Below are 22,226 nucleotides of genomic sequence, written 5' to 3' on the forward strand. Positions count from 1 at the left end.
CCGGCCGGTCGCGCAAGAACCACCCCCCGATCCATCGACTTCGGCGGGCCTGCCGGGGTGCGTTGGCCGTCCAAGGGCACGCGGCGCCGGTCGCGCCGCGCCACCCGATGTGTAACGAGTACGGACGCGAGGCGAGTTCAACATGGCAAATCCCCCGAAGGCGAAGGATCCCGCCGAGGCGGCCCTGTCGGCTGTCGAAGAAGCGCTGAAGATCGATTTCGGCGACGAAGCCGAAGGGTCGACGGCCAGCGCGTCCGCGTCGGGCGAGCCCGCCCGCTCGGACAGCGGCGACACGGCAAAGACGGCGCCGGCGGCGAATAGCTCCGACGACCCCCCCCGCGCCACCTCGCGGCGCGGGCGCGGCGGCGGCGGCCGGCCGAGCTCGGCGGCCAACGACGACCGTCGCTCGATCGGCAATCTCATCTACGCCCTGCAGCGGCGCCCGACCTCGGCGCCCTTCTGGTTCGCGCTCGCCTTGTCGATCCTGTGGATCGCCGGCGGCTGGTGGCTCGCCTCGTCCGCCTTCTCCGCCGAGCTTGCGGCGATGAACGCGCCGGGCGATCTCGTCTCCTCGCCCTCGCTGATCCTGACCACGGTCGCGGTCGTCGTGCCGGTGCTCTTCTTCTGGGCCATGGCGCTGATGATCTTCCGCGCGCAGGAGATGCGCATCGTCGCCCGCGGCATGACCGAAGTCGCCCTGCGCCTCGCCGAACCGGAGGATGTCGCCAAGGAATCCATTCTCAGCGTCGGCCAGGCCATCCGTCGCGAAGTCGCCGCCATGGGCGACGGCATCGAGCGCGCGATCGCCCGCGCCAGCGAGCTGGAAGTTCTGGTGCACAACGAGGTGTCCTCGCTCGAACGCTCCTACAACGACAACGAACTGAAGATCCGCTCGCTGATCGACGAGCTGGTCGCGCAGCGCGAGGCCGTGGTCTCCAACGCCGACCGGGTGCGCGATTCCATCACCGGCGCGCATGAAAGCCTCGCGGCGCAGCTGGAATCGACCTCGGAGAAGATCTCCGGCATCGCCGACAGCGCCACCGAGCGCCTGACCGGCGCCATCGACGCGCGCGTCGGCGAGCTGACGGCAACCGTCGACGGCCGCGTCCAGGAAATCACCGACACCTTCAACACCGCCGGCGGCCAGCTGATCGAGTCGCTGGCGCAGAACGGCGAGAGCTTCGTCACGCGCCTCACCGGCACCGGCGAACAGCTCGTCGCGACCATGTCGAAGACCGGCACGGAGTTCGCCGAAACGCTGCAGACGCGCGGCACGGAGATCAACGACCGCTTCGCCACCACCGCGACCGACTTCATCGAGACGCTGGCGGCACGCGGCGGCGAGATCAACGACCGCCTCGAGCAGACCTCCACGACCCTGTTCACGACACTCGGCGAGCGTGGCGACCAGATCAACGAGACGCTGGCCACCACCGGCACCTCGATCGTCGACACGCTGTCGGCGCGCGGCACGGAGATCACCGAGGCGCTCACCTCGACCGGCCAGACGGTCGGCGACACGATCACCCAGCGCGGCGAGGAAATCACCGCCAACCTGTCGCTCACCAGCGGCAAGCTGATCGACACGATCACCACCCGCACCGACGAGCTGCTGACCACGCTGGACAGCCGCGTGACCGGCCTCGACACCTCGCTGGCCGACACCGGCAACCGGGTCGTGGAGAGCATTGCGCTGCGCGGTCAGGAAGTGACCGACACGATCTCGGTGAAGGGCGCGGAAATCGTCGAAACCCTGTCGGCACGCACCGACGAGGTCGCCGAGATCCTGCGCGGCACGGGCGAGTCCATCGTCGTCGACCTGTCGCTGCGCGGCGGCGAGATCGCATCCAAGCTGGACGAGACGGCCGGCAGCCTGTCGGAGACGATCACCGTGCGCGGCACGGAGCTCGCCGAGCGCCTCGGCTCGGTCGGCGACCGCATCCACGAAGCCATTTCCGTCAACGGCGAGGCGCTCGACCAGAAGCTCGAGCAGCGCAACCGTGAAATGGCGACGCTGATCGACACGCAAACCGCCACCTTCCGCACCACGCTCGACGAGGCGGCGGGCACGCTCACCACCTCGCTGGCGGCCCATACGTCCGACTTCGCCCGCACCCTGTCGGAAACCGGCACGGAGCTGGCGCATCTGATCGGCTCGCGCGGCGAGCGCGTGGCCGGCGACCTGACGGTCATCGGCGACCGCCTCGACGCGACGCTCGCCGAACGCGGCGGCGCGCTGCAGGACGGCCTCTCCGGCCGCCTGTCGCAGATGGAAACCCTCATCGGCGAGCGGGGCGACGCCCTCGTCTCCGCCCTCGACACGCGCTCGCAGGCGCTTGGCGAGACCATCGACGGCCGCATCGAGATGCTCACCGCGCAGCTCGACCAGCGGGCCACGTCGCTGGCCGAAACGCTCGACACCCGCCTCCAGGGCCTCGACACCACCCTCGACGGCCGGATCGAGACGCTCAACGCGAGCCTCGACCAGCGCACGTCGTCGCTCACCGACACGCTGGACACCCGCCTGCAGGGGATCGACTCGACGCTCGAAGGGCGGATCGAGACGCTCACCGCCGGCATCGACCAGCGCGCCACGTCGCTGGCCGCAACGCTGGACAGCCGCATTCACGGTTTCGACACGACGCTCGACGGCGGCATCCAGAAGCTCGACGCCACGCTCGAGACGCGCACCGCCCAGTTCGAGACGACGCTCAGCGAACGCACCGTGGCCCTGTCCGACGTGCTGGAAAACCGGTCGGAAGCGATCACCGTCCAGCTGTCCACCAAGGTGGACGAGGTCGGCGCCACGCTCAGCGCCCGCGCCGAGGAGATCGGCAACAGCCTGTCGGAGCGCTCGCGCGCGGTCGGCGAGACCATCGAGCAGCATCTGGCCAGCTTCCAGGCGTCGATCGGCGAGAAGGTCGATCTCGCCGCCACCGCCATGTCGGAGAAGGCGGATCACCTCGCCGACACCATGTCGACCGGCACGCAGCGCATCGATCAGGCGCTGGACGCCCGCGCCCGCCAGATCAGCGAGACGCTGATCGCCCGCACGCGCGAGATCGCCGCCGCCTTCGTCGACGGCCAGAGCGAGATGGAAAAGGCGCTCGACCATCGCCTCACGGATGCCGGGACGGTGCTGTCGCGGCAGAGCCAGGAGCTCACCGACACGCTGTCCGACCGCATCGCGGAGATCAACGTGTCGCTCGGCTCCAAGGTCTTCGAGGTCGCGGAAACGCTGGACAACCGCTCCGCCGAGCTGGAACGCATCCTGGCCGATCGCCTCGCGGCGATCTCCGGCACGCTCACCAGCGAAAGCGAGCGGGCCCGCCAGACACTCAGCGAGGTGCTGACCGAGGCCGGCACCACCGTGGAGCGGCTGTCGGAGACGCTGAGCGGCGAAAGCGGCCGGCTGAAGGAGACCGTCGAGACGACGCTCGGCGAGGCCACGACCAAGCTCGAGGGCGAGGGCGCGCGCCTGCGCCAGATCGTGCTCGGGTCCGTCGGCGAGGCGCGCGGCGCCCTGCAGAGCGAGAGCCAGAAGGCCGCCGACAGCATCGTCGAGGCGCTCACCACCGCCACCGGCTCCATGTCCGGCCAGGGCGAGAAGCTGCGTGACCTGCTGCTCACCGCCATCGGCGAGGCGGCGCAGTCGCTCGCCGCGGAAAGCGAGAAGGCGCGCGCCATGTTCGTCGGCACGCTCGGCGAGATGAACGGCGCGCTCGGCGGCGAAAGCGAGAAGGCGCGCGAGATGCTCACGCAGACCGTCGCCGAGGTCTCCTCGACGCTCAACACCGAAAGCGAGCAGGCCCGCATGGTGCTGGCCCGCACGGTGGAGGAAATCCGCAACACCGTGGCCGGCGAGGCCGACGGCGTGCGCGCCCAGGTGGCCAACGCCGTGCGCGCGGCCGCCGATCTGCTGGCCGAGCGCGGCAATGCGGTCGCCGAAGATCTCGTGTCGCGGGCCGAGGCGCTCAATGCGGCGCTGGAGGAACGTTCCGGCAAGCTGGCCGGCCTGGTCAGCACGGACGGCAACGCGCTGGTGACGGCCATCGAGGACCGCGCCCAGGATCTCACCAGCCGCGTGCAGGAAGTGCACGACGCGATCCTCGACGCGATCACCGTCAAGGGCAAGGACGTCACCGACACCTTCGCGCGCACCGGGCTCGATGCCACCCGCGCGCTGGTGGAGGCCGGCGACGATCTGGTCACCAGGCTCGACGAGCGCAGCGCGTCGGCGGCCGAGATCCTCACGCGCACCAAGTCGCAGCTTGAAAGCGACATCACCGGCCTGCTGGAGCGGCTCGACCAGTCGAACCGCACCCTCTCCGACGTGCTGGCCTCGGCCGACGAGAACCTCGGCAAGGTCGAGACCTCGCTGTCGCGCAGCGCCGGCGAGTTCCGCACCGCGATCGACCGGGCGGTTACAGAGACCACCGAGTCGACCGGCATCCTCACCGACCAGACGGGCGTTCTGCGCAACGTGTCGGAGACGGTGCTGGCGGATCTCGCCAAGCTCTCCGGGCGCCTCGAGGATCACAGCCGGATGCTCACGGACGCCGCCAAGCACCTGGAGGAAACCAACCGCACGGTGGAAAGCCGGGTGGGCGAGCGCAAGACGGCCATCGAGGAGGTCGCGGACACGCTGCTGGCCAAGACCGAGGCGGTCGACAGCCTGATGCGCAGCTTCGCCGACCAGATGCAGGCCGCGCTCACCGAGGCGGATGCCAAGAGCCGCGACGTGACCGGCCAGCTCGCGGCGGCCGCCGAAGCCGCCACGGCCGCCGTCACCGAGCAGTTCGAGTCCATGCGCATGTCGGCCGGTCTCGAGGGTCAGAAGGCCCGCGAGACGGTCCGCGCCGCGCAGGACGAGGTGGTCGCGGAGATGTCGCGCACGCTCGGCGAGGCCTCCGAGCGCTTCACCGAGGCGACGACCCGCATGCGCGACGTCGCCCGCGACGTGCACCGGGAGCTGGAGAAGACCCGCGCCGAACTCAAGCGCGGCATTCTCGACCTGCCGGAAGAGGCCGAACAGTCGACCTCGGCCCTGCGCAAGGTCGTCAGCGAGCAGGTGCGTGCGCTCTCCGAGCTTTCGGAGATCGTGGCCAGGCAGTCGAACGCGCTGGACACGTCGCGCGCCGGCGAACAGCGCACGGCGGCGGCGGGGGCGACGCTCGCCTCCGTGTCGCGGGCCGAACCGGCGCCGCGCGCCGCATCGCGCCCGTCCCCCGCGCAGGCCCCTGCCCCGCAGCCGGCCGCGCCGCAGCGCCCCGCCGCTCCGGCCCCGCGCGCCGAGCTGTCGGGCGAGTTGCGCCGCAAGACGCTGAGCGATTTCGATCAGCCGACGACGCCGCAACGCAGCGACAAGCCAGCGCCCGCGCAAGGCAAGGGCTGGGTCAGCGACCTGCTGCGCCGGGCTTCGCAGGACGAGGCCCCGCAGGACGACGCGGGCGGCCGCTCGCCGCTGCAGATGGTGGAATCGCTCAACTCGCTGTCCATCGACATCGCCCGGGCGATCGACCACGACACGTTCATCGACCTGTGGGAGCGCTACAAGCGCGGCGAGCGGCACGTCTTCACCCGCCGGCTCTACACCCTGCAGGGCCAGCAGACCTTCGACGAGATCCGGCAGAAATACGCCCGCGATCCGGAGTTCCGCGAGGCGGTGGACCGCTACCTCGGCGACTTCGAGCAGCTTCTGGCGCAGGTGTCGCGCAACGACCGCGACAACATCATGAGCCAGACGTATCTCACGTCGGACACCGGCAAGGTCTACACCATGCTGGCCCACGCCAGCGGCCGTCTGGACTGACGACCGCCGACACGTCGACGACGCACTAAAACGCGAAAGGCGCGGCCTCCGAAAGGGGCCGCGCTTTTTGTTGCTTGTGATGGAGTCTTGAGCGGGTCAGTCTGGGCACGCGCAACGATGCTGCCCAGCGTCATCTTGAGCGCTTCGGTCTCCTGGTGGACCGCAACTGACGGCCCATAGCCGCCCTTGAGACACGCTTGGCGCGCTGCGGTGCAGCCTTCCCCGAAGCAGCCATTCATGGAAGCCGCAGCGAATAACTCCATGAAGCCCAAAACGACCAAGGTCACAGAACAAATGAACGTCAGGTTTTCCAGCAGGCTCCCGCAAGATAAGGCATCAATATGCGAAGGCATTGGGGAAATGCCGCCACTCTATCGCAGCAGGAACCGCCGCAAATAGCATCCGAAGTTCCTCGATTAAGTGGGCTTGGCGCTTCATCTCCTCCCAGACTGTGGGATGCGGCGACCGTAGAAGGCTTGAGCGAATGGCGTCGAGCTCAGCTTCCTCCGCACCCTGCTCGGCCCTCGCCGAGTACTCTGAGAGCCGGGCGCGATATCCGAGATAGGCGTCCCGCCGCGTTGTTAACAGTAGGTCCCTGTTGAGACCGAGGAGTTCAATCGTGAATGTGGCACGGGCCTCATCGACTGGATTCAGGTCAAGTGCTTCTAGTACGACGAACGTTCCCTGCAAATCCATGTCGAAAAACTGCATGGGATCCTCAGAGCGCGGGTCGATCAACGCGGGCAGGCCTTCCACCGGAGCGACCACCGGAGCGCCCCGCGCCCGCGTGATATCAACCATCGTGCCTCCAGCATCAATCACCGAGAATTTGTTACGCTTGCGTCCGTTACACGGCCCGCAAGCATAGACGTAGTTTGGCCAGCGAAAGACACTTTGGGGATAAAGGTCCTTCGGCTTGACGTGCTCTACTTCGTCAGCGGCGGAGTCCTCGCAATATGCACAGCGCACCGCGTCACCGGCCATTTTCGCGAGCGCCGCGCGAACGTCGCGGAAGATGGCGTTGGTTCTACGATTGCGATTGCTGAATGCGCTCTTTGCCGTCGCGACCCGCGCTGCGTAGTCCGCGGCCCCGTCCACCTCATCCTGATATTGGTTCAGCCCTTCCAAGGCGGCCTGCGGCAAGCCCGGGTCCCACAGCCGACGCATGTCAGATGGTCGTGGCGGTAGTGGGGAGAATAGAGCGAAGCTCGGTCAGGCGCACCGCGTCTGCCTTGTCGAGTTGGCCGCGCATCTCACGCCGGTTCAAGTTTGCTAACTCCTTCAGCAGCTCTCCAGACGCCTCCGATCGCTCTACGTCCCGTCCAAAGTGCTCAGTCCCATAGGCCTCGGTCAGATTCCCGTTGACCAATCGATCGAAGTCCTTACCAGCAATACGTCTCGATGGCTCATCGCTCCCGGGTGTTGCAAGTCGCCAGATTGAGTTGTTCCGCGCCGCGCGGCAGATGATAGGGCTGTGCGTGGTGACGAGAAACTGTACTTCCGGAAAGCTGGCTATGAACCACTCGCCAATACGCTCCTGCCAAGTCGGATGAAGATGGGCATCAACCTCGTCGATTAGCACCACGCCGGGCAAGTCGATTGTAGTTGGCGCGCCGCGTTTGAGAGCAGCCAAGAAGGTATCGCGTCCGTAGGCTGTGTCCATCGCACGCAGGATTTCAAGGGTCATCGACAGGACGGAGCGATAGCCGTCCGACATCTCTTCGATAGGGACGACCGCTCCATCGCCGTTGTCGATCATTATGCCGTCAGCGGTGACGCCATGAATGCGGGCGCCGTGCGGGAGGAGGTCGGAAGCGTTGAAGAACTCAGTAATCCCTTGGACGAGCGAGGAAGCGACCGCATCGTCCTCTAGTGCCTTGAAGCGAGCCGTGCGGACCCATTCCAACGCCTCGGATAGGGCAACGTCCTCCCCGAAAGCCGAAAGGTGTGGAGCAAGTTTCGGATGGCTATAATAAAGGCGGTCGTATTCGCGATCGCCGCCACGGAAACGGCGAAAGGGGCCAAACGCAGCCGAGAACCAGCCCTTTCCGTTACCCCATACAGTCCGTGGGCCGTTTGACCCCTTCTGAAAAGAAGTCTCCACCAAACTGGTCGCGTCATTCTTTTCCATATTCACCCTAACGGTGAATGCGTTCTGCGACGTTCGCCCGTTTCCACTCCAGCGATCGTGTTTCGCGTGCTGTCGAACACTCAACGCAATCGAGCCGGCGGACACGTTTTCTCTAAGCCATCCGTTCCAGTCCTGCCGTGAGGCGGCAGCGTTTTCTGCGCCTATCAGGGCAAGAACGATGGACCGCACAACAGTCGATTTTCCCGACCCGTTGTCGCCAAGAAACACATGCCAGCCCGCGGCTGGTGTTTTGGAATCGAGTGCGAATTCAAAGTCATCGATGATCCGAATATTGTTGATCGTTGCACGCGTGACATGCATGGCCGGGTGTCCTCTCCTGCGCGATACAGGCTATAGCATCCGCCGCTCGGAGGAAAGCAAGCGCCCTGACCCTGCAGAAACGGATCTACACCGTCCACCGTACAGAGCCTGATGAAACGGACAAATATGCGCAGCGCAGCAAAGGTCGGTTCCGGTCCCCTGAGCAAATGGTCGTGTTTCCTGCGGCGAACGGCCGCCTCCCGTCCATTTTAAACACGCCTGAGGCCGATGCTCTGGTCACTCTGTTCGCGCTGCGTACATTGGTCTCCTTCAAACCTATCAATATCGTTCAGGAGCGTGACGAGATGCGATTGCGCTCCGCCCCTCACCAGCCTCCACCTCACACCCGCGTCAGCACCCAGGCGGCGAGTTCGCGCAAGACGCCGTCGGCGGCGCGGTTCATGGCCTGCACGGCATCGGCGACATTGGTGCTGGAGGCCGGGACCTCCGCCCGGAAGATCCGGCTGGACTTTGTCCGGCCGTTGCGGTCGTCGACGAGGCGCGCCATCAGTTCGACCACCGCGCGGTCCTGCCCGTCGATGCGCAGCTCGAAGGCGCGCAGGTCGGTCTGGAGCTGATAGTCGATCAGAAGCCCCTCGCCCGGCAGGCCGATGCCGCGCAGGCCGCGGGTGTTTTCCAGCGTCTCGACGATCTTGGCCTGCACCACATTCGGCAGCGTGTCCGTCCAGGCGGCCTTGGGAAAATAGGTGTAGACCGGGCCGGTGTCGACGACGGCGATGTTCGAGGTATCGAGCGCCTGCAGCGCGCGCGGCGGGGGCACCAGCACCTGCACGGAGGCCGCGCGGCGGCGCGCCTCCACCTGCATCTCGGCCGGAGCGACGAGCCCGTAAAGCGCATCCGGCGCCCCGCCCCCGGCACAGCCGGCCAGAGCCATTATCCCGGCCAGCGCCGCCATGCGCACCACCCGGCGCCATGCCCCGCCGGCGCGCCTGCGCGCCGTTTCGTCCTGCGCCCCCCGTGGCCCCGTCATCGTACCCGTGCACCCGTGTTTGTTTTGCAGCGGCACGTTACGCGCAGCCGCCCGCCCCGGGCAAGCCCCGCAACCGCGCCCCCTCGCAAACGCACCGTCATCGTCTCTGCGCTCCGCCGAAGACCGGCTTGTCGTCGCCGCCGAAGATCACCCGCTGCGGATTGCGGTCGAGATTGGACACCGCGCGCTGGATCTCCACCAGCGTCCGGTTGAGCTGCCCCATGGCGGCCGAAAAATCCGCCGAGCCGCGCACGGTGAATTTTTCCAGCCCCGTGGCGATCGGGCCGACGCGTTCGGCCAGCACATCGGCGACCTTGCGGATCGAGGCGGCCGCCTGGGTCGCCTCGGCGATCAGCCCCTCGCCATCGGCCTCCACCATGGCGTCGATCTTCTCGACCACGCCCTGCACGCGCGTTCCCGTGGCGTTGAGCGTTTCGGCGAGATTGCGCGCGTCCGAAATGATGAGGTCGATGTCGGGCCCGCGCCCCTTCAGGCTTTCGCTGAACTCGGTGACATTTGCCACCGCCGCGCCGGCGCGGTCGATCGCCGTGGTGATCGTCTCGGTACGCCCTGCCACCCCTTCCGTCACCCGGTCGACGGAGGCGAGCACGTTTTCCACCCGCGCCGGGTCCACGGCGGCGAGAATGCCGTCCAGCCGCGCGGCGCTGACCACCAGCGTGTCGCCGATCCGGCGCGCATCGACCAGCACCTCGCGGATGTTCTGCTCGTTGTCGACCGCCACATCGGTCACCGCCTCGATGTTTTCCATCGTCTTGGTGGTGGCGACCACCAGGCGGTCGATGTCGTCGGAGCGGGAGCTCAGCACCTGCGAGAAGTCCGCGACATCCTCCACGATCTGCGACACCGCCTCGGGCCGGATCGCCGCGACCACCTTGTCGAATTCGGCGAGGCTTTCGTTCAATCCGACGGTGAAGGCGGCGAGATCGTTCGCCGCCCGTTCCGCGTCGTCGATCAGCCCGGTGAGCCCGTCGGCCGCCCCCGCCACCTTCGAGGTGATCTCGGAGGCATCGTTCACGATCTCGGTGACCTTCTCCGGCGGGATCGCATCGACGATGGTGGTGGCGCTGTCGACGAGGCCTTCCAGCCGCCCGGACAATTCGGTCAGCGCTTCGCCGGTGCTCGCCACGCTGCTCATGAAGGTATCGACGCCGTCCGCGTTCGCGGCGAGCGAATCGGAAAAGACCCGCGCGTTGCGGACGATCTGATTGACCTCCTCGCGGTTGTCGCTGACGATCTCTTCAAGCGCCCCGAGCGTCGTGTCGGCGCGGGTGAGAATGTCGCGCGCGCCCTCCACGATGTCCTCGAAGGCGGAGCGTTCGGCATGGATCACCGGTGGTTCCTCGGCGTCGGGATCGAGCAGCAGCGGCGCATCCGACGTGCCGCCGGACAATTCCACATAGGCGATGCCCGACAGGGTCTGAAACCCGAGCGTCGCCTTGACGTCGGCCCTGAGCGGCGCGGAGGGGCTGACGCGGATCGTGGCGATCACCACCGACGGATCGTCCGGATCGAAGCCCAGTTCTCCCACATCGCCGATCTTGATGCCGTTGAAGTTGACGTTGCCGCCGACCGACAGCCCGGTGACGTTGTTCTTGAAGATCACCTTTACGGGCAGGGCGCGCGGCCCCTCCGACGAACTGCCGAGCCAGTAGATGAAGGCAAAGCCCAGAAACATCGTGACGAACACGAAGGCGCCGATCGCCACATAGTTCGCGCGGGTTTCCATGGTGACCTCAGACTCTCGCTCACACCCGGCGCAACGCCCGGACGCCGTTGAAATACTCTTGCACCCAGGGGTGATCGAAGCGCATCAGCTCTTCGACGGTGCCGGCGCTCAACACGCGTCTGTCCCCTAATACCGCGACGCGGTCGCAAATGGAATGCAGGCTGTCGAGATCGTGGGTCACCATGTAGACGGTGAGTCCCAGCGTCTCGCGCAATTTCATGACCTGATCGTCGAAGGCGGCCGCCCCGATGGGGTCGAGGCCGGAGGTCGGCTCGTCGAGAAACACCAGATCCGGATCGAGCGCCAGCGCGCGGGCGAGGCTCGCGCGCTTGATCATGCCTCCGGAGAGTTCGGCCGGGAACTTGTCGGCGGCGGCGCGCGACAGGCCCACCATTTCCAGTTTCAGCAGGGCGAGTTCGTCCATCAGCCGCTGCGACATGGTCATGTGCTCGCGCATCGGCACCTGAATGTTCTGGCGCACGGTGAGCGAGGAGAACAGCGCGCCCTGCTGGAACAGCACGCCCCAGCGCCGCTCGATCGCCTGCCGCTCCGCGTCGCTCGCCGTGGCGAGATCCGTCCCGAACACCTCCACCGAGCCGGCCCGGCGCGGCGTCAGGCCAAGGATCGCGCGCATCAGCACCGACTTGCCCGTGCCCGAGGCGCCGACGAAGCCGAGGATTTCGCGGCGGTAGACGTCGAGATCCAGGTTCTCCAGCACCAGCGTGGACCCGAAGCCGACGGTGACGCCGCGCGCCTTGAGCACGACCTCCTTCGTCGGCGTCGACAACGCGGAAACGGAAGCTTCGGGCGAGACCGACATTCAGATTCCGATCGAGGAAAAGAAAATGGCGAACAGGCCGTCGACGACGATCACCATGAAGATCGACTTCACAACGGACAGCGTGGTGTGGCGCCCGAGCGATTCGGTCGAGCCGGAGACCTTCATGCCCTCCACCGAGGCGACCAGCCCGATGATCAGCGCCATGAACGGCGCCTTGACGAGGCCGACCAGGAGCGTGTCGACGGTCACGGCAACCTGCATCAGGTCGATGAAGACGCGCGGCGCCATGTCGAGATAGAGCCAGCTCACCAGCCCGGCCCCGACCAGGGCGGCGAGGTTCGACAGGAAGGTCAGCACCGGCAGCGCCAGAATGAGCGCCAGCAACCGCGGCAGGATCAGAACCTCGGTGACCCTCAGCCCGATCACATGCAGCGCATCGATCTCCTCGCGCATCTTCATGGAGCCGATCTCGGCGGTAAAGGCGGAGCCGGAGCGGCCCGCGACCATGATCGCCGTCAGGATCACGCCGAGCTCGCGCAGCACCAGGACGCCGGCGAGATTGACGACATAGACCTCCGCGCCGAAGCTGCGCAGGTAGAAGCCGCCCTGCTGGGAGATGATCGCCCCGATCAGGAAGCTCATCATCACCACGATGGGCACGGCGCCGAGGCAGGTCCGGTCGAACTGGCTGAAGACCGAGGGCAGCCGCAGGCAGCGCGGGCGCAGGAACACCCCGGACAGCACGCTGACCAGCGATCCGACGATATGCATCACGGAGCGGATGTCGTGGCCGATCTCGACCACGGCCCGGCCGGTGCGCTCCAGAATGCCGAGCAGCGACATCGGATGGCGCATGGGCTTCCAGGGCGGGGGATGGTGCCGCTCGACCTCGGCGAGCAGGAGGCGATACGAGTCGCGCAGGCCCGAGATCTCGACACGGACGCCGCGGTAGTCGAGATCCCCGCGCAGCCGGTGCAGCAGCCAGGCGCCGACGGTGTCGAGCGCCGTGAGCTGCGACGCGTCGAGCGTGACCTTGCCGGCGCTTTCGGCCGGCAGCTCCGCGAGAAGGCTCTCCAGTCGGGTGCTGTGGTGGATCGTCCAGGGCCCGTCCGCCACGATCCGGGCCCCGCCGTCGCCTGTCTCGACCCGCAGACCGGGCAGATCCTGTGCGGGATGGATCGTCATGCGCGTTCCTGTGCTTGCCGGGCGTTGGCAGAGACCTGCCGGGCGTTCGCAGGCACCTGCCGGGCATCGCGCCGGCGAGGCGCGCGCCTCTTGCCCCGCGTCCTGATCGACACGTATACCTTGGCGCAACCATGAGCGTCCAGCCGCGCCTGTCGCGTCTCATGCCCGCATCGACCGACATCGCGCACACGGGTGCGTAACCCGGTCGCGCAGCCCGCGCAAAGGAGTTCCCGATGGAAATCGCCCACCCCTATCTGCTCTTTCTCGGCGACGTGCCGGACGCGCTTGCCGCCAAGACGGGCCTCGGCATCGTCGACTGGCGGCGCGAATGGTGCCTGGGCCAATATCGACTCGACGGCTGCAAGGCGGACGCCGGTCTGCCCGACATGGCGCCGAAGCAGGCGGCGGAAGCCGGCGCGAAGACGATGATCATCGGCGCGGTCAATGCCGGCGGCGTGCTGCCCGAGCATTGGGTGGATTCCATCGTGGCGGCTCTGGAAGCGGGCCTCGATGTGGCCAGCGGCCTGCACATGCGCCTGGCGGACGTGCCGGAAATCCGCGACGCCGCCGCCCGCACGGGCCGCCATCTGCGCGACGTGCGCCATTCGGAGATCGCGTTCGCCACCGGCAAGGGCACCAGGCGCACCGGACGGCGCCTGCTCGCCATGGGCACCGACTGTTCGGTCGGCAAGAAATACACCGCGCTGGCGCTGGAAAAGGGAATGCGCGATGCCGGCTTCGACGCCGACTTCCGGGCGACCGGCCAGACGGGCATCTTCATTTCCGGGCGCGGCGTGTCGCTCGACGCGGTGGTGGCGGACTTCATCTCCGGCGCGGCCGAATGGATCTCGCCGGCCGCCGAGCCCGACCACTGGGACGTGATCGAGGGTCAGGGCTCCCTGTTCCACCCCTCCTTCGCCGGCGTCACCCTCGGCCTGCTGCACGGCTCGCAGCCCGATGCCTTCGTCGTCTGTCACGAGCCCACCCGCACCACCATGCGCGGGGTCGACACGCCGCTGCCGACGATCCAGCAGGTCATCGACATGACCATCGCGCTCGGCCGCCTCACCAATCCGGAGATCCGCTGCGTCGGCATCTGCGTCAACACCGCCGCCCTGTCGGAGCCCGACGCGCGGCGCGAGCTCACCGAGATCGAACGCGCCTACGAGCTGCCGACCACGGACCCCGTCCGCTTCGGCTGCGCGTCGATCGTGCAGCGCATCGCCCGCGAGTTCCCCTCGGCATGACGGTCACTCTCGAGGTCACCACCGACAGCTGGCCGATCGCCGGCGGCTTCGCGATCGCGCGCGGCGCGCGCACCCATGCGCATGTCGTCGTCGCGACCCTCAGCGAGGGTCCGCACGTCGGGCGCGGCGAATGCGTGCCCTACGCCCGCTACGGCGAGACCGTCGAGGGCGTGATGGCGGAGATCGCCGCCCTTGCGCCGGACGTGGCGCGCGGGCTGGGGCGGGCCGAGCTGCAGGCGGGCATGCCGGCCGGCGCGGCACGCAACGCGCTCGACTGCGCCTTCTGGGATCTGGAGGCCAAGCGGTCCGCCACGCCGGCCTGGCGGCTGGCGGACTTGCCGGCACTCGAAGCCTGCGACACCGCCTTCACCATCAGCCTCGGCACGCCGGAGAAGATGGCGGCGGACACCGCGCGCGCCGCCGCCCGACCGCTGCTCAAGATCAAGCTCGGCGGTCCGGGCGACCCGGCGCGCATCGCGGCTGTGCGCGCGGCGGCCCCCGAGGCGCGGCTGATCGTCGACGCCAACGAGGCCTGGTCGGCGGAGAGTTTCGCGGAGAACATGGCTGCCTGCGCGGCCGCCCGCGTCGAGCTGATCGAACAGCCGCTGCCGGCGGATGCCGACAGCGTGCTCGCGGAGCTGGCGCGTCCAATCCCCGTGTGCGCGGATGAAAGCCTCCACACAAGCGCGGATCTGGAGCGTCTCGCGCCGCTCTACGACGCGGTCAACATCAAGCTCGACAAGACGGGCGGGCTGACCGGGGCGCTCGATCTGCTGCAGGCCGCGCGGGCCCGCGACTTCAAGGTGATGGTCGGCTGCATGCTCGGCACCTCGCTCGCCATGGCGCCGGCGGTTCTGGTCGCGCAAGGGGCGGATTACGTCGATCTCGACGCGCCGCTGCTGCTGGAAACCGACCGCGCGCCCGGCCTGCGCTTCGAGGGCAGCCGGCTTTTCCCGCCGACCGCCGAGCTGTGGGGCTGAGGTCAGCCCCTCACCAGGGCGCTTACGGCGACGCGGGGTGAAACGCCAGCCGCGCGAGCGCCAGCGACACGAGCCCGAGCGCGGCAAGCCCGGCCATCGCGTCGAAGGCGAGCGCCGGGCCGATGGCGTAGAGCACGCCGGCGGGCGCCGAGGCGAGCGCGGTCAGGCCCCCGACCACCGTCGAGGCCACGCCCTGCGCGGCGCCCGCCCAGTGGCGCGGGGCGCTCGCCGCCACGAAGGCGACCCCGCCCAGATGCGTCGCCCCGAAGGTCAGCCCGTGCAGCACCTGCAGCGCGGCGATGGAGACCGGGTCGACCGCGTAGGGAAACAGCACCCAGCGCAGGATGGCGGCCCCCGCCCCGAGCGCCAGCAGCCCGCCGGGGCCGATCCGCGCCCCGATCCGCCCGGCCATGGCGAAGAGCGCGATCTCCGTCACGACGCCGAGCCCCCAGAACGCGCCGACCCAGACCCCGCTCAAGCCGGCCTGCGACCAGTGCAGGGCGGAAAAGGCGTAGTAGGCGGCGTGGCTTGCCTGCACGCAGCCGGCGGCCGCGATGATCAGCAGAAAGCGCGGCGACCAGAGGGTGCGCGCCGGCGGCGCGGTCGGGTCTTGCGGCGACGCCGTCTGCGGCGCCGCGCGCACCGATGCCACGGGCAGCGCCATCGCCACAAAGGCCGAGACCGCGAGCCCGGCGACGATGCCGCCGACCACGACCAACTCGGTCGCCGCGCCGACGAGCGCACCGCCGCCGATGTTGGCGACGATGAAGGCGATGGAGCCCCACAGCCGCATGCGGCCGTAGTCGCCGCCCCCCTCGCGCTGAACGCGCGCCGCCAGCGCGTCGCTCAGTGGCACGATCGGGCCCCAGGCGAGCGAGGTGACGGCCAGCAGCAGCGCGATGGACCAGAAGCCGGAGACGGCGGCCAACCCCGCGAACCCGAGCGCGGCCAGCGCCGACAGGACGGCGAGCGCCGGCCCCGGTCGGGCGTAGCGGTCGGCCAGCGCGCCCACCAGGGGATTCGCGATGAGGCGGACGGCGAGCGGCAGGGCGAGCACGGTGCCGATCTCCGCCGGGCTCAGCCCGGCCTCCGCCAGAACCAGCGGAAAATAGGGCAGAAACAGGCCGAGACCGAAGAAATAGGCCGCGAACAGCGCGGCCACGCGATACCGCAAGGACATGGAGACGGATCCCTTTGGGAGGGGCGAGCGGCCTTCTATACCGATTTTAAGGATTTGGCGATTATGCCTTGAGGACGTTCGATCACGCGCTGCGGCGCCGACCACGTAACCAGCGACGCGGAAGACCAGCAATGGCCGAAAACAGCACGCCCAGCGCGATCCGGGAGAGCGATTACGAAGCGCTTTTCGGCGCTCTGACCGAGACGGAGCGGGGCCGCTGGTTTCTGGACGAATATCTGAAGCGCAACCAGAAGCCCGAGACCCAGGTCGTGCTCGACGCCATCGGACGGCTGGAAAAGGCCATGGTGCGCGACCGCACCGTGCCCAACATCGACCGCATCCGCCTCGACATCGCAGACATGCAGGAGGCCATCGAGCGCACCAAGCGCGAGATCGCCAACATCAAGCACGAGGCGGACGACGGCAACCGCTTCAGCGAAGCCTCCAACGAACTCGACGCGATCGTCACCAAGACCGAGGCCGCGACCCAGGAGATCCTCGCCGCCGCCGAAGCGATCCAGGAACACGGCTGGACGCTGCGCGAGGCCGGCGCCGACGAGGCGACCTGCGACGAGATCGACGCGCGCGCCACCGAGATCTTCATGGCCTGCTCGTTCCAGGACCTGACCGGTCAGCGCACGCAGAAGATCGTGCAGGTGCTCCAGTACCTCGAATCGCGCATCAACCTGATGATCTCCATCTGGGGCATCGACGATCTCGAGGCCAAGGATCTGGAACTGCGTCAGGACAGCCGCCCGGACGCGCATCTGCTCAACGGTCCCCAGCTCGAGGGCCGCGGCGTCAATCAGGACGCGGTGGACGAACTCTTCGGCCCCGCCGAGACGTCCGAAGAAACCGCCGACGCGGGCGACGACGCGGAACCCGAAGCAGCGGAGAGCGCCGAGGACGCGGCCGACGCGAGCGCCGACCTCATGGCCGACCTGACCGCCGACGACCTAGCGGCCGCGGCCTTTGCCGGGGACACCGCCGGCGCCGACGAGATCGACGCGCTGTTCGCCGGCAACGATGCGTTCGACCAGAGCGACGATGACGAGGATGCGTCCGACGCCGCGTCGGCCGAAGAGACGGCCGAGCAGGAAGCCGACGTCTTCGCGGTGGATGCGATCGACGATATCGACATGGTCGATGCCGCCGACGAGGAGACCGGCGCCTCCGCGCTTGCCGATGTGAGCGGCATCACCGAGGCCGATCTGCTGGAAGCCGACGTTTTCGAGGCCCCGGCCCGCGCGGCCACCGAGACCGCCGACGAACGCAAGTGGCAGGAAGACGCCGCGAACGACGGCGACGCATCGGACGATCCGCTCGCCCGTCTCTCCGAAGGCGAACGCCAGTCGCTGTTCAGCTGACAACGCCAGTCGCGGGTCCGCTGACGCGGCGCGCGTTGGCAGTGCCGCGCCGTGCCCTGCCGGGAGTGACGGGCCCCGGCCGCAAGCCCACCTCCTTCCCCTTCCGCAGTTTTCACGATCATTAACCCTTTCGAGTGTATCTTTGTCGAATGACCTGCGATGATCCGCAGGCAAACGACTTCACGACCATTCGGATTGCGACAGAATGCTTTTTGCGCGGCTGGAGGAACTGGCAAGAACGCGGGAATCATCGGCCCGGTCGGAACTCGTTCGCCTGTTGAGCGCGCAATACGCCGACAAGGTCGAACGTGACCCTACGGAGGCCGAGCGCACGTTGTTTTCCGGGCTCGTGCTCGATGTCTTCGATCAGCTCGACCAGGCCACGCGGCTCGACATCGTCGTCCGCCTCGCGCGCACCGACCGCATCACCACCGAACTGGCGGACCGGCTCGCGACCGAAGCCTTCGACATCAGCGAGGCGATCCTCGAGCATTCCCCCGTCATCAGCGAACGCAAGCTCACGGAAGTCGCGCGCAATCGCTGCGACCGGCATCGCCTGGCCATCGCCCGACGCGAGAGCGTGCCGGAAAAGGTCTCCGACGCCCTCATCGCGCGCGGCAATTTCGCGGTCGTCAACGCGCTGCTGCAGAACGCAGGCGCGGAATTCGCCGTGCGCGCCCTTCTTGCCCTGCTGATCCTGTCGAACGGCGACCGCAAGCTGCTCGGCGCGCTCGCCCATCGCTGCGCAACCGACGAGACCTTCCGCGAGGACATGAAACTCGTCGGCGAGACGGACTGTCCGTTGATGCCGGCCGCGCTCGAAAAGGCGCTGGACGACGACGCGGCGCTGGAGAAGATCGCCGCCCAGGCCGTGATGGACGACCGCGACGCCGGGCTGGAGATCGATGGCGAGCATTTCTCCAGACACGAGGTGCGCATCCAGATCGCCTCCGGCGAGCTCAGCTTCGAGAACATCCTGCTGACGCTGGTGGAGCGCGAGGACATGGACGCCATCATCTGGCTCGTCGCCCGCCACCTGAACCTGCGCGACGGCGCGGTGCGCGACACCTTCGCCTCGCAGAACGACGGCGCGGTGGCCATGCTGATGAAGGAAACGGGCATCGGCCACAAGACCTACGGCAAGTTCCTGCGGCTGCGTTGCGCCTGGCTGGGCGTCGGCACCAACAGCGTCGCGCATGAGGTCTACGCCTATCGCACCATGCGCCATCCCGGCACGCCGCGCGTCTTCAACTGAATCGACAGACAGGCTTCAGCCGAAGCGCTCCAGAGCCGAGGCCAGCAGCGCCGGATCGACATTGCCGCCTGACAGGGTCAGCGCGATCGTCCGCCCTTCCACGGGCAGCTTGCCGGCGAGCACGGCGGCAAGACAGACCGCGCCGCCCGGCTCCACCACCAGCTTCAACTCGCGGAAGGCGAAGGCGACCGCCGCCAGCGCCTCGTCGTCGCTCACCACCAGACCGCCGCCGGCCCGCCGGCGCAGGATCGAAAAGGCGAGTTCGCCGGGCATCGGCGTGAGGATCGCGTCGCACACCGATCCGGATTCGCTGGGGTTTGAGAGCCGTTCCCCGGCCGCGAGCGAGCGGGCGATATCGTCGAAACCGGCCGGCTCCACCGGATGGAAGGCGCAGTCCGGCGCGAGCCGCTCGAAGGCGAGCGCGACGCCCGCGCTCATCCCGCCGCCGCCGGCGCATGTCAGCACCGCGTCCGGTTCGGCACCGATCTCCGCCGCCTGCTCGCACAGCTCCAGACCGAGCGTCCCCTGCCCGGCGATCACGCCCGGATCGTTGAAGGGATGGACGAAGGTCGCGCCCGTTTCCGCCGCGATTGCGTGAGAGATCGCATCGCGATCCTCAATGCCGCGCTTGTAGGTGACGACGCGTGCCCCGGCGCGCCGGGTGCGGTCGAGCTTCGCCTTCGGCGCGTCCTCGGGCATGACGATGGTCGCCGGCATGCCGAGCAGCCGCGCGGCCTCCGCCACGCCCTGCGCGTGATTGCCCGACGAACAGGCGACGACCCCCGCCGCCCGGTCGGCCTCCGGGATCATCGACAGCCGGTTGAAGGCCCCGCGAAACTTGAAGGAGCCGGTGCGCTGCAGGTTTTCCGGCTTGATCAGGATGCGCCCGCCGGTCGTCGCGTCGAGAAAGGCGGATGTGAGCAACGGCGTGCGCACGGCCTGTCCCGCGATCCGCTCGCGCGCGGCCAGAATATCGTCGAACCCTGGCGCCTCTCCTGGCGCCTGTCCAGGCGTCTCGACCTGCTGATCCATGTCTTCTGCTCCCGGCACGACGGCCCCTTGCGGTGCGTATGCTCCGGACGCACCCCGCGATGCGCTTACCGGAACAAACCATAGCCGGGATAAACCGCCGACGCCCGCGCGACAAGCATGTCCGGCTCCGGTCCCGGCCGCCGTCAGGCCGCCTGCGTGGCTTGCGCGGCGATGTCCTTCGCCCGATGGCAGTTTTCGATGAACTGGTCGGTGCTGCGGGCCCAGGTGTACTCCAGCGCCACGTCACGGCAGCGGGTCCGGCGGATTTTCAGCGCCGCGAGCGCGGCCTTCTCCAGATCCGTGTCGAGCACGCCGGCCCCCGTCCCCTCCAGAATGTCGAGCGGCCCCATGACCGGGAAGGCCGCGACCGGCGTGCCGCAGGCGAGCGATTCCAGCACCACGTTGCCGAAGGTGTCGGTGAGGCTCGGGAAGACGGTGACATCCGCATCGGCGTAGTGGCGCGCAAGCGCCTCGCCGGTCTTCGCGCCGGTGAACAGCGTTTCGGGATGCGCGCTCTCCAGCTCCGCGCGCTGCGGACCGTCGCCCACGACCACCTTGCTGCCGGGCAGGTCGAGATCGAGAAAGGCGCCGATGTTCTTCTCCACCGCCACGCGCCCCACATACATGAAGACGGGGCGCGGCAGGCTGTCGGGCAGCACGCCGCTGCCCGCCGTGCGTTCGAAGGGCCGGAAGCGCTCGTGATCGACGCCGCGCGACCAGCGCATCAGATTGCGAAACCCGCGCGCGGCGAGATCGTCCTCCAGCGTGCGCGTCGCGACCATGCAGCCGAAGCCGGTGTTGTGAAACCGCCGCATCCAGGCATAGGACCACCCCAGCGGCACCGGCACGCGCGCCGACAGATACTCCGGAAACCGCGTGTGATAGCTCGTGGTGAAGACCGTCCCGGACCTGCGCGCCACGCGCACCGCCATCAGCCCGAGCGGCCCCTCGGTCGCGATATGCAGGTGCTCGCAGTCATAGGCCAGCATTCGCCGGCGCAGGGCGCCGGGCGTCGTCAGGCTGAGGCGGATTTCCGCGTAGGTCGGACAGGGCAGCGTGCGGTAGTCGGCCGGCGTGATCAGCTCGACGCGCACGCCGCGCGCGTGCATGTCCTCGATGGTGCGTTCGAGTGTGCGCACCACCCCGTTGATCTGCGGCCGCCACGCATCGGTGACGATCAGAAGCGACTTCATGCCGCCGCCTGGGCCCGCGTCGCCGCCTTGGGAACCGTCGCCTGCGCGCGCAGCTCGGCCCAGCGGATCATCTCGAACGTTCCGTCGTGATGCTCCGCAATGGCCGTGCAGCTCTCCACCCAGTCGCCGGTGTTGATGTAATGCGTGCCGAAGTCCGAGTGGTCGGCCGCATGGTGAATATGTCCGCAGATCACGCCGTCGACGCCGAGCCGCTCGGCCTCGGCGGCCAGCGTTTCCTCGAACTTGCCGATGAAATTGACTGCGTTCTTGACCTTGAGCTTGGCCCAGGCGGAGAGCGACCAGTAGGTCAGCCCCAGCCGCCGGCGCACGATGTTGAGCGCGGTGTTCATGTTGAGCGCCGAGACATAGGCCCAGTCGCCGAGGAAGGCGAGCCACTTGGCATGGCGCACGACCACGTCGAAGCGATCGCCGTGGATGACCAGGTAGCGCTTGCCGGCGGCTGTCTCATGCACCGTCTCGTCGACCACCTCGATACCGCCGAAATGGGTGCCGAGGAAATCGCGCAGGAACTCGTCGTGATTGCCCGGCGTGTAGACGATCCGCGCGCCCTTGCGCCCCTTGCGCATGAGCTTCTGGACGACATCGTTATGCGCCTGCGGCCAGTACCACATCCGCCGCAACCGCCAGCCGTCCACGATGTCGCCGACGAGATAGATCGTCTCGGCATCGTGGTACCGCAGGAAGTCGAGCAGCAGATCGGCCTGGCAGCCACGGGTGCCGAGGTGAATGTCGGACAGGAAGATCGCCCGAAAGTGTCGCTGGGCCGGTTCGACGGACATGGCGCGCTCCTCAAGGATTTCGCGCCCTATGTGCTCGATTCCGGTCTCAGAAATATGACACCCGGCAAGGATTGCCCGGGCGAATGCTTCGCCGGGCGCCTGTCTCGACCTGCGCCGGGCCCTGTCGGGCGCGGGTCGGGGGTGCGTCGCCGGCGCCGCGGCCCATGGACTTGCGCCCGCGCGCTCCGCTATCACTTCGGCAAC

Annotated in this window: 15 protein-coding genes; 5 read left to right on the top strand and 10 right to left on the bottom strand. The window is 68.1% G+C overall.

Annotation, left to right across the window (positions count from 1 at the left end):
- Nucleotides 1–142 precede the first annotated feature (142 nt).
- Nucleotides 143–5,812, top strand: coding sequence for an antitoxin (locus tag ABL312_RS11840; protein WP_349357582.1), 5,670 nt, complete (start codon nt 143–145; stop codon nt 5,810–5,812).
- Nucleotides 5,813–6,148: 336 nt separating this feature from the next.
- On the opposite strand, the gene ABL312_RS11845 is transcribed toward ABL312_RS11840, so the two are convergent.
- The 6 genes from ABL312_RS11845 to ABL312_RS11870 form a co-directional block, all read right to left on the bottom strand.
- On the bottom strand, nt 6,149–6,955 hold the full coding sequence (locus ABL312_RS11845) for a retron system putative HNH endonuclease (protein WP_349357583.1): 807 nt from the start codon (nt 6,953–6,955) through the stop codon (nt 6,149–6,151).
- A gap of 25 nt (nt 6,956–6,980) precedes the next feature.
- On the bottom strand, nt 6,981–8,264 hold the full coding sequence (locus ABL312_RS11850) for an ATP-binding protein (protein ID WP_349357584.1): 1,284 nt from the start codon (nt 8,262–8,264) through the stop codon (nt 6,981–6,983).
- 340 nt (nt 8,265–8,604) lie between these two features.
- Nucleotides 8,605–9,255: an ABC-type transport auxiliary lipoprotein family protein gene (locus ABL312_RS11855; RefSeq protein ID WP_349357585.1), complete on the bottom strand. Its 651-nt coding sequence runs from the start codon at nt 9,253–9,255 to the stop codon at nt 8,605–8,607.
- Between the two features lie 97 nt (nt 9,256–9,352).
- The gene (locus tag ABL312_RS11860) at nt 9,353–11,002 is read right to left on the bottom strand and encodes an MlaD family protein (RefSeq protein WP_349357586.1); all 1,650 of its coding nucleotides are present in this window, start codon (nt 11,000–11,002) and stop codon (nt 9,353–9,355) included.
- Between the two features lie 19 nt (nt 11,003–11,021).
- Nucleotides 11,022–11,822 (bottom strand): ABC transporter ATP-binding protein, encoded by an 801-nt coding sequence (locus ABL312_RS11865; RefSeq protein WP_349357587.1) that lies wholly within the window; start codon nt 11,820–11,822, stop codon nt 11,022–11,024.
- Complete coding sequence (locus ABL312_RS11870) at nt 11,823–12,968, bottom strand: ABC transporter permease (protein ID WP_349357588.1); 1,146 nt, start codon at nt 12,966–12,968, stop codon at nt 11,823–11,825. It abuts the gene before it with no gap.
- Nucleotides 12,969–13,201: 233 nt separating this feature from the next.
- Here ABL312_RS11870 and dgcN point away from each other — a divergent pair, with 233 nt between their 5' ends.
- Nucleotides 13,202–14,215 carry an N-acetyltransferase DgcN gene (gene dgcN, locus ABL312_RS11875; RefSeq protein WP_349357589.1) on the top strand — a complete coding sequence of 338 codons (1,014 nt, stop codon included), beginning with the start codon at nt 13,202–13,204 and terminating at the stop codon, nt 14,213–14,215.
- Nucleotides 14,212–15,195, top strand: a complete 984-nt coding sequence (dgcA, locus tag ABL312_RS11880; RefSeq protein WP_349357590.1) for an N-acetyl-D-Glu racemase DgcA — start codon at nt 14,212–14,214, stop codon at nt 15,193–15,195. The genes dgcN and dgcA overlap by 4 nt, the downstream gene beginning before the upstream one ends.
- Nucleotides 15,196–15,217: 22 nt before the next feature.
- On the opposite strand, the gene ABL312_RS11885 is transcribed toward dgcA, so the two are convergent.
- Nucleotides 15,218–16,375, bottom strand: a complete 1,158-nt coding sequence (locus tag ABL312_RS11885; protein WP_349357591.1) for an MFS transporter — start codon at nt 16,373–16,375, stop codon at nt 15,218–15,220.
- A gap of 131 nt (nt 16,376–16,506) precedes the next feature.
- Here ABL312_RS11885 and ABL312_RS11890 point away from each other — a divergent pair, with 131 nt between their 5' ends.
- The gene (locus tag ABL312_RS11890; RefSeq protein WP_349357592.1) at nt 16,507–17,742 is read left to right on the top strand and encodes a protein phosphatase CheZ; all 1,236 of its coding nucleotides are present in this window, start codon (nt 16,507–16,509) and stop codon (nt 17,740–17,742) included.
- Between the two features lie 205 nt (nt 17,743–17,947).
- Nucleotides 17,948–18,997 (top strand): DUF2336 domain-containing protein, encoded by a 1,050-nt coding sequence (locus tag ABL312_RS11895; protein ID WP_349357593.1) that lies wholly within the window; start codon nt 17,948–17,950, stop codon nt 18,995–18,997.
- 15 nt (nt 18,998–19,012) lie between these two features.
- Here the strand turns inward: ABL312_RS11895 and ABL312_RS11900 are convergent, their stop codons facing one another.
- From ABL312_RS11900 to ABL312_RS11910, 3 genes are all read right to left on the bottom strand, one after another.
- A complete protein-coding gene (locus ABL312_RS11900) occupies nt 19,013–20,029 on the bottom strand; it encodes a threonine/serine dehydratase (RefSeq protein WP_349357594.1) in 1,017 nt (338 codons plus the stop codon).
- A gap of 143 nt (nt 20,030–20,172) precedes the next feature.
- The gene (locus ABL312_RS11905; RefSeq protein ID WP_349357595.1) at nt 20,173–21,222 is read right to left on the bottom strand and encodes a glycosyltransferase family 1 protein; all 1,050 of its coding nucleotides are present in this window, start codon (nt 21,220–21,222) and stop codon (nt 20,173–20,175) included.
- On the bottom strand, nt 21,219–22,022 hold the full coding sequence (locus ABL312_RS11910) for a UDP-2,3-diacylglucosamine diphosphatase (RefSeq protein ID WP_349357596.1): 804 nt from the start codon (nt 22,020–22,022) through the stop codon (nt 21,219–21,221). Before ABL312_RS11910 ends, ABL312_RS11905 begins: the two co-directional genes overlap by 4 nt.
- Nucleotides 22,023–22,226 lie beyond the last annotated feature (204 nt).

The sequence above is a fragment of the Stappia sp. genome (assembly GCF_040110915.1).
Taxonomy (GTDB): domain Bacteria; phylum Pseudomonadota; class Alphaproteobacteria; order Rhizobiales; family Stappiaceae; genus Stappia.

What these genes read in the sequence shown, in the direction of transcription:
- ABL312_RS11840 (WP_349357582.1), top strand. Translation starts at nt 143, where the DNA reads ATGGCAAATCCCCCGAAGGCGAAGGATCCCGCCGAGGCGGCCCTGTCG.
- ABL312_RS11850 (WP_349357584.1), bottom strand. Translation starts at nt 8,264, where the DNA reads ATGCATGTCACGCGTGCAACGATCAACAATATTCGGATCATCGATGAC.
- ABL312_RS11855 (WP_349357585.1), bottom strand. Translation starts at nt 9,255, where the DNA reads ATGACGGGGCCACGGGGGGCGCAGGACGAAACGGCGCGCAGGCGCGCC.
- ABL312_RS11860 (WP_349357586.1), bottom strand. Translation starts at nt 11,002, where the DNA reads ATGGAAACCCGCGCGAACTATGTGGCGATCGGCGCCTTCGTGTTCGTC.
- ABL312_RS11865 (WP_349357587.1), bottom strand. Translation starts at nt 11,822, where the DNA reads ATGTCGGTCTCGCCCGAAGCTTCCGTTTCCGCGTTGTCGACGCCGACG.
- ABL312_RS11870 (WP_349357588.1), bottom strand. Translation starts at nt 12,968, where the DNA reads ATGACGATCCATCCCGCACAGGATCTGCCCGGTCTGCGGGTCGAGACA.
- dgcN (WP_349357589.1), top strand. Translation starts at nt 13,202, where the DNA reads ATGGAAATCGCCCACCCCTATCTGCTCTTTCTCGGCGACGTGCCGGAC.
- dgcA (WP_349357590.1), top strand. Translation starts at nt 14,212, where the DNA reads ATGACGGTCACTCTCGAGGTCACCACCGACAGCTGGCCGATCGCCGGC.
- ABL312_RS11885 (WP_349357591.1), bottom strand. Translation starts at nt 16,375, where the DNA reads ATGTCCTTGCGGTATCGCGTGGCCGCGCTGTTCGCGGCCTATTTCTTC.
- ABL312_RS11890 (WP_349357592.1), top strand. Translation starts at nt 16,507, where the DNA reads ATGGCCGAAAACAGCACGCCCAGCGCGATCCGGGAGAGCGATTACGAA.
- ABL312_RS11895 (WP_349357593.1), top strand. Translation starts at nt 17,948, where the DNA reads ATGCTTTTTGCGCGGCTGGAGGAACTGGCAAGAACGCGGGAATCATCG.
- ABL312_RS11900 (WP_349357594.1), bottom strand. Translation starts at nt 20,029, where the DNA reads ATGGATCAGCAGGTCGAGACGCCTGGACAGGCGCCAGGAGAGGCGCCA.
- ABL312_RS11905 (WP_349357595.1), bottom strand. Translation starts at nt 21,222, where the DNA reads ATGAAGTCGCTTCTGATCGTCACCGATGCGTGGCGGCCGCAGATCAAC.
- ABL312_RS11910 (WP_349357596.1), bottom strand. Translation starts at nt 22,022, where the DNA reads ATGTCCGTCGAACCGGCCCAGCGACACTTTCGGGCGATCTTCCTGTCC.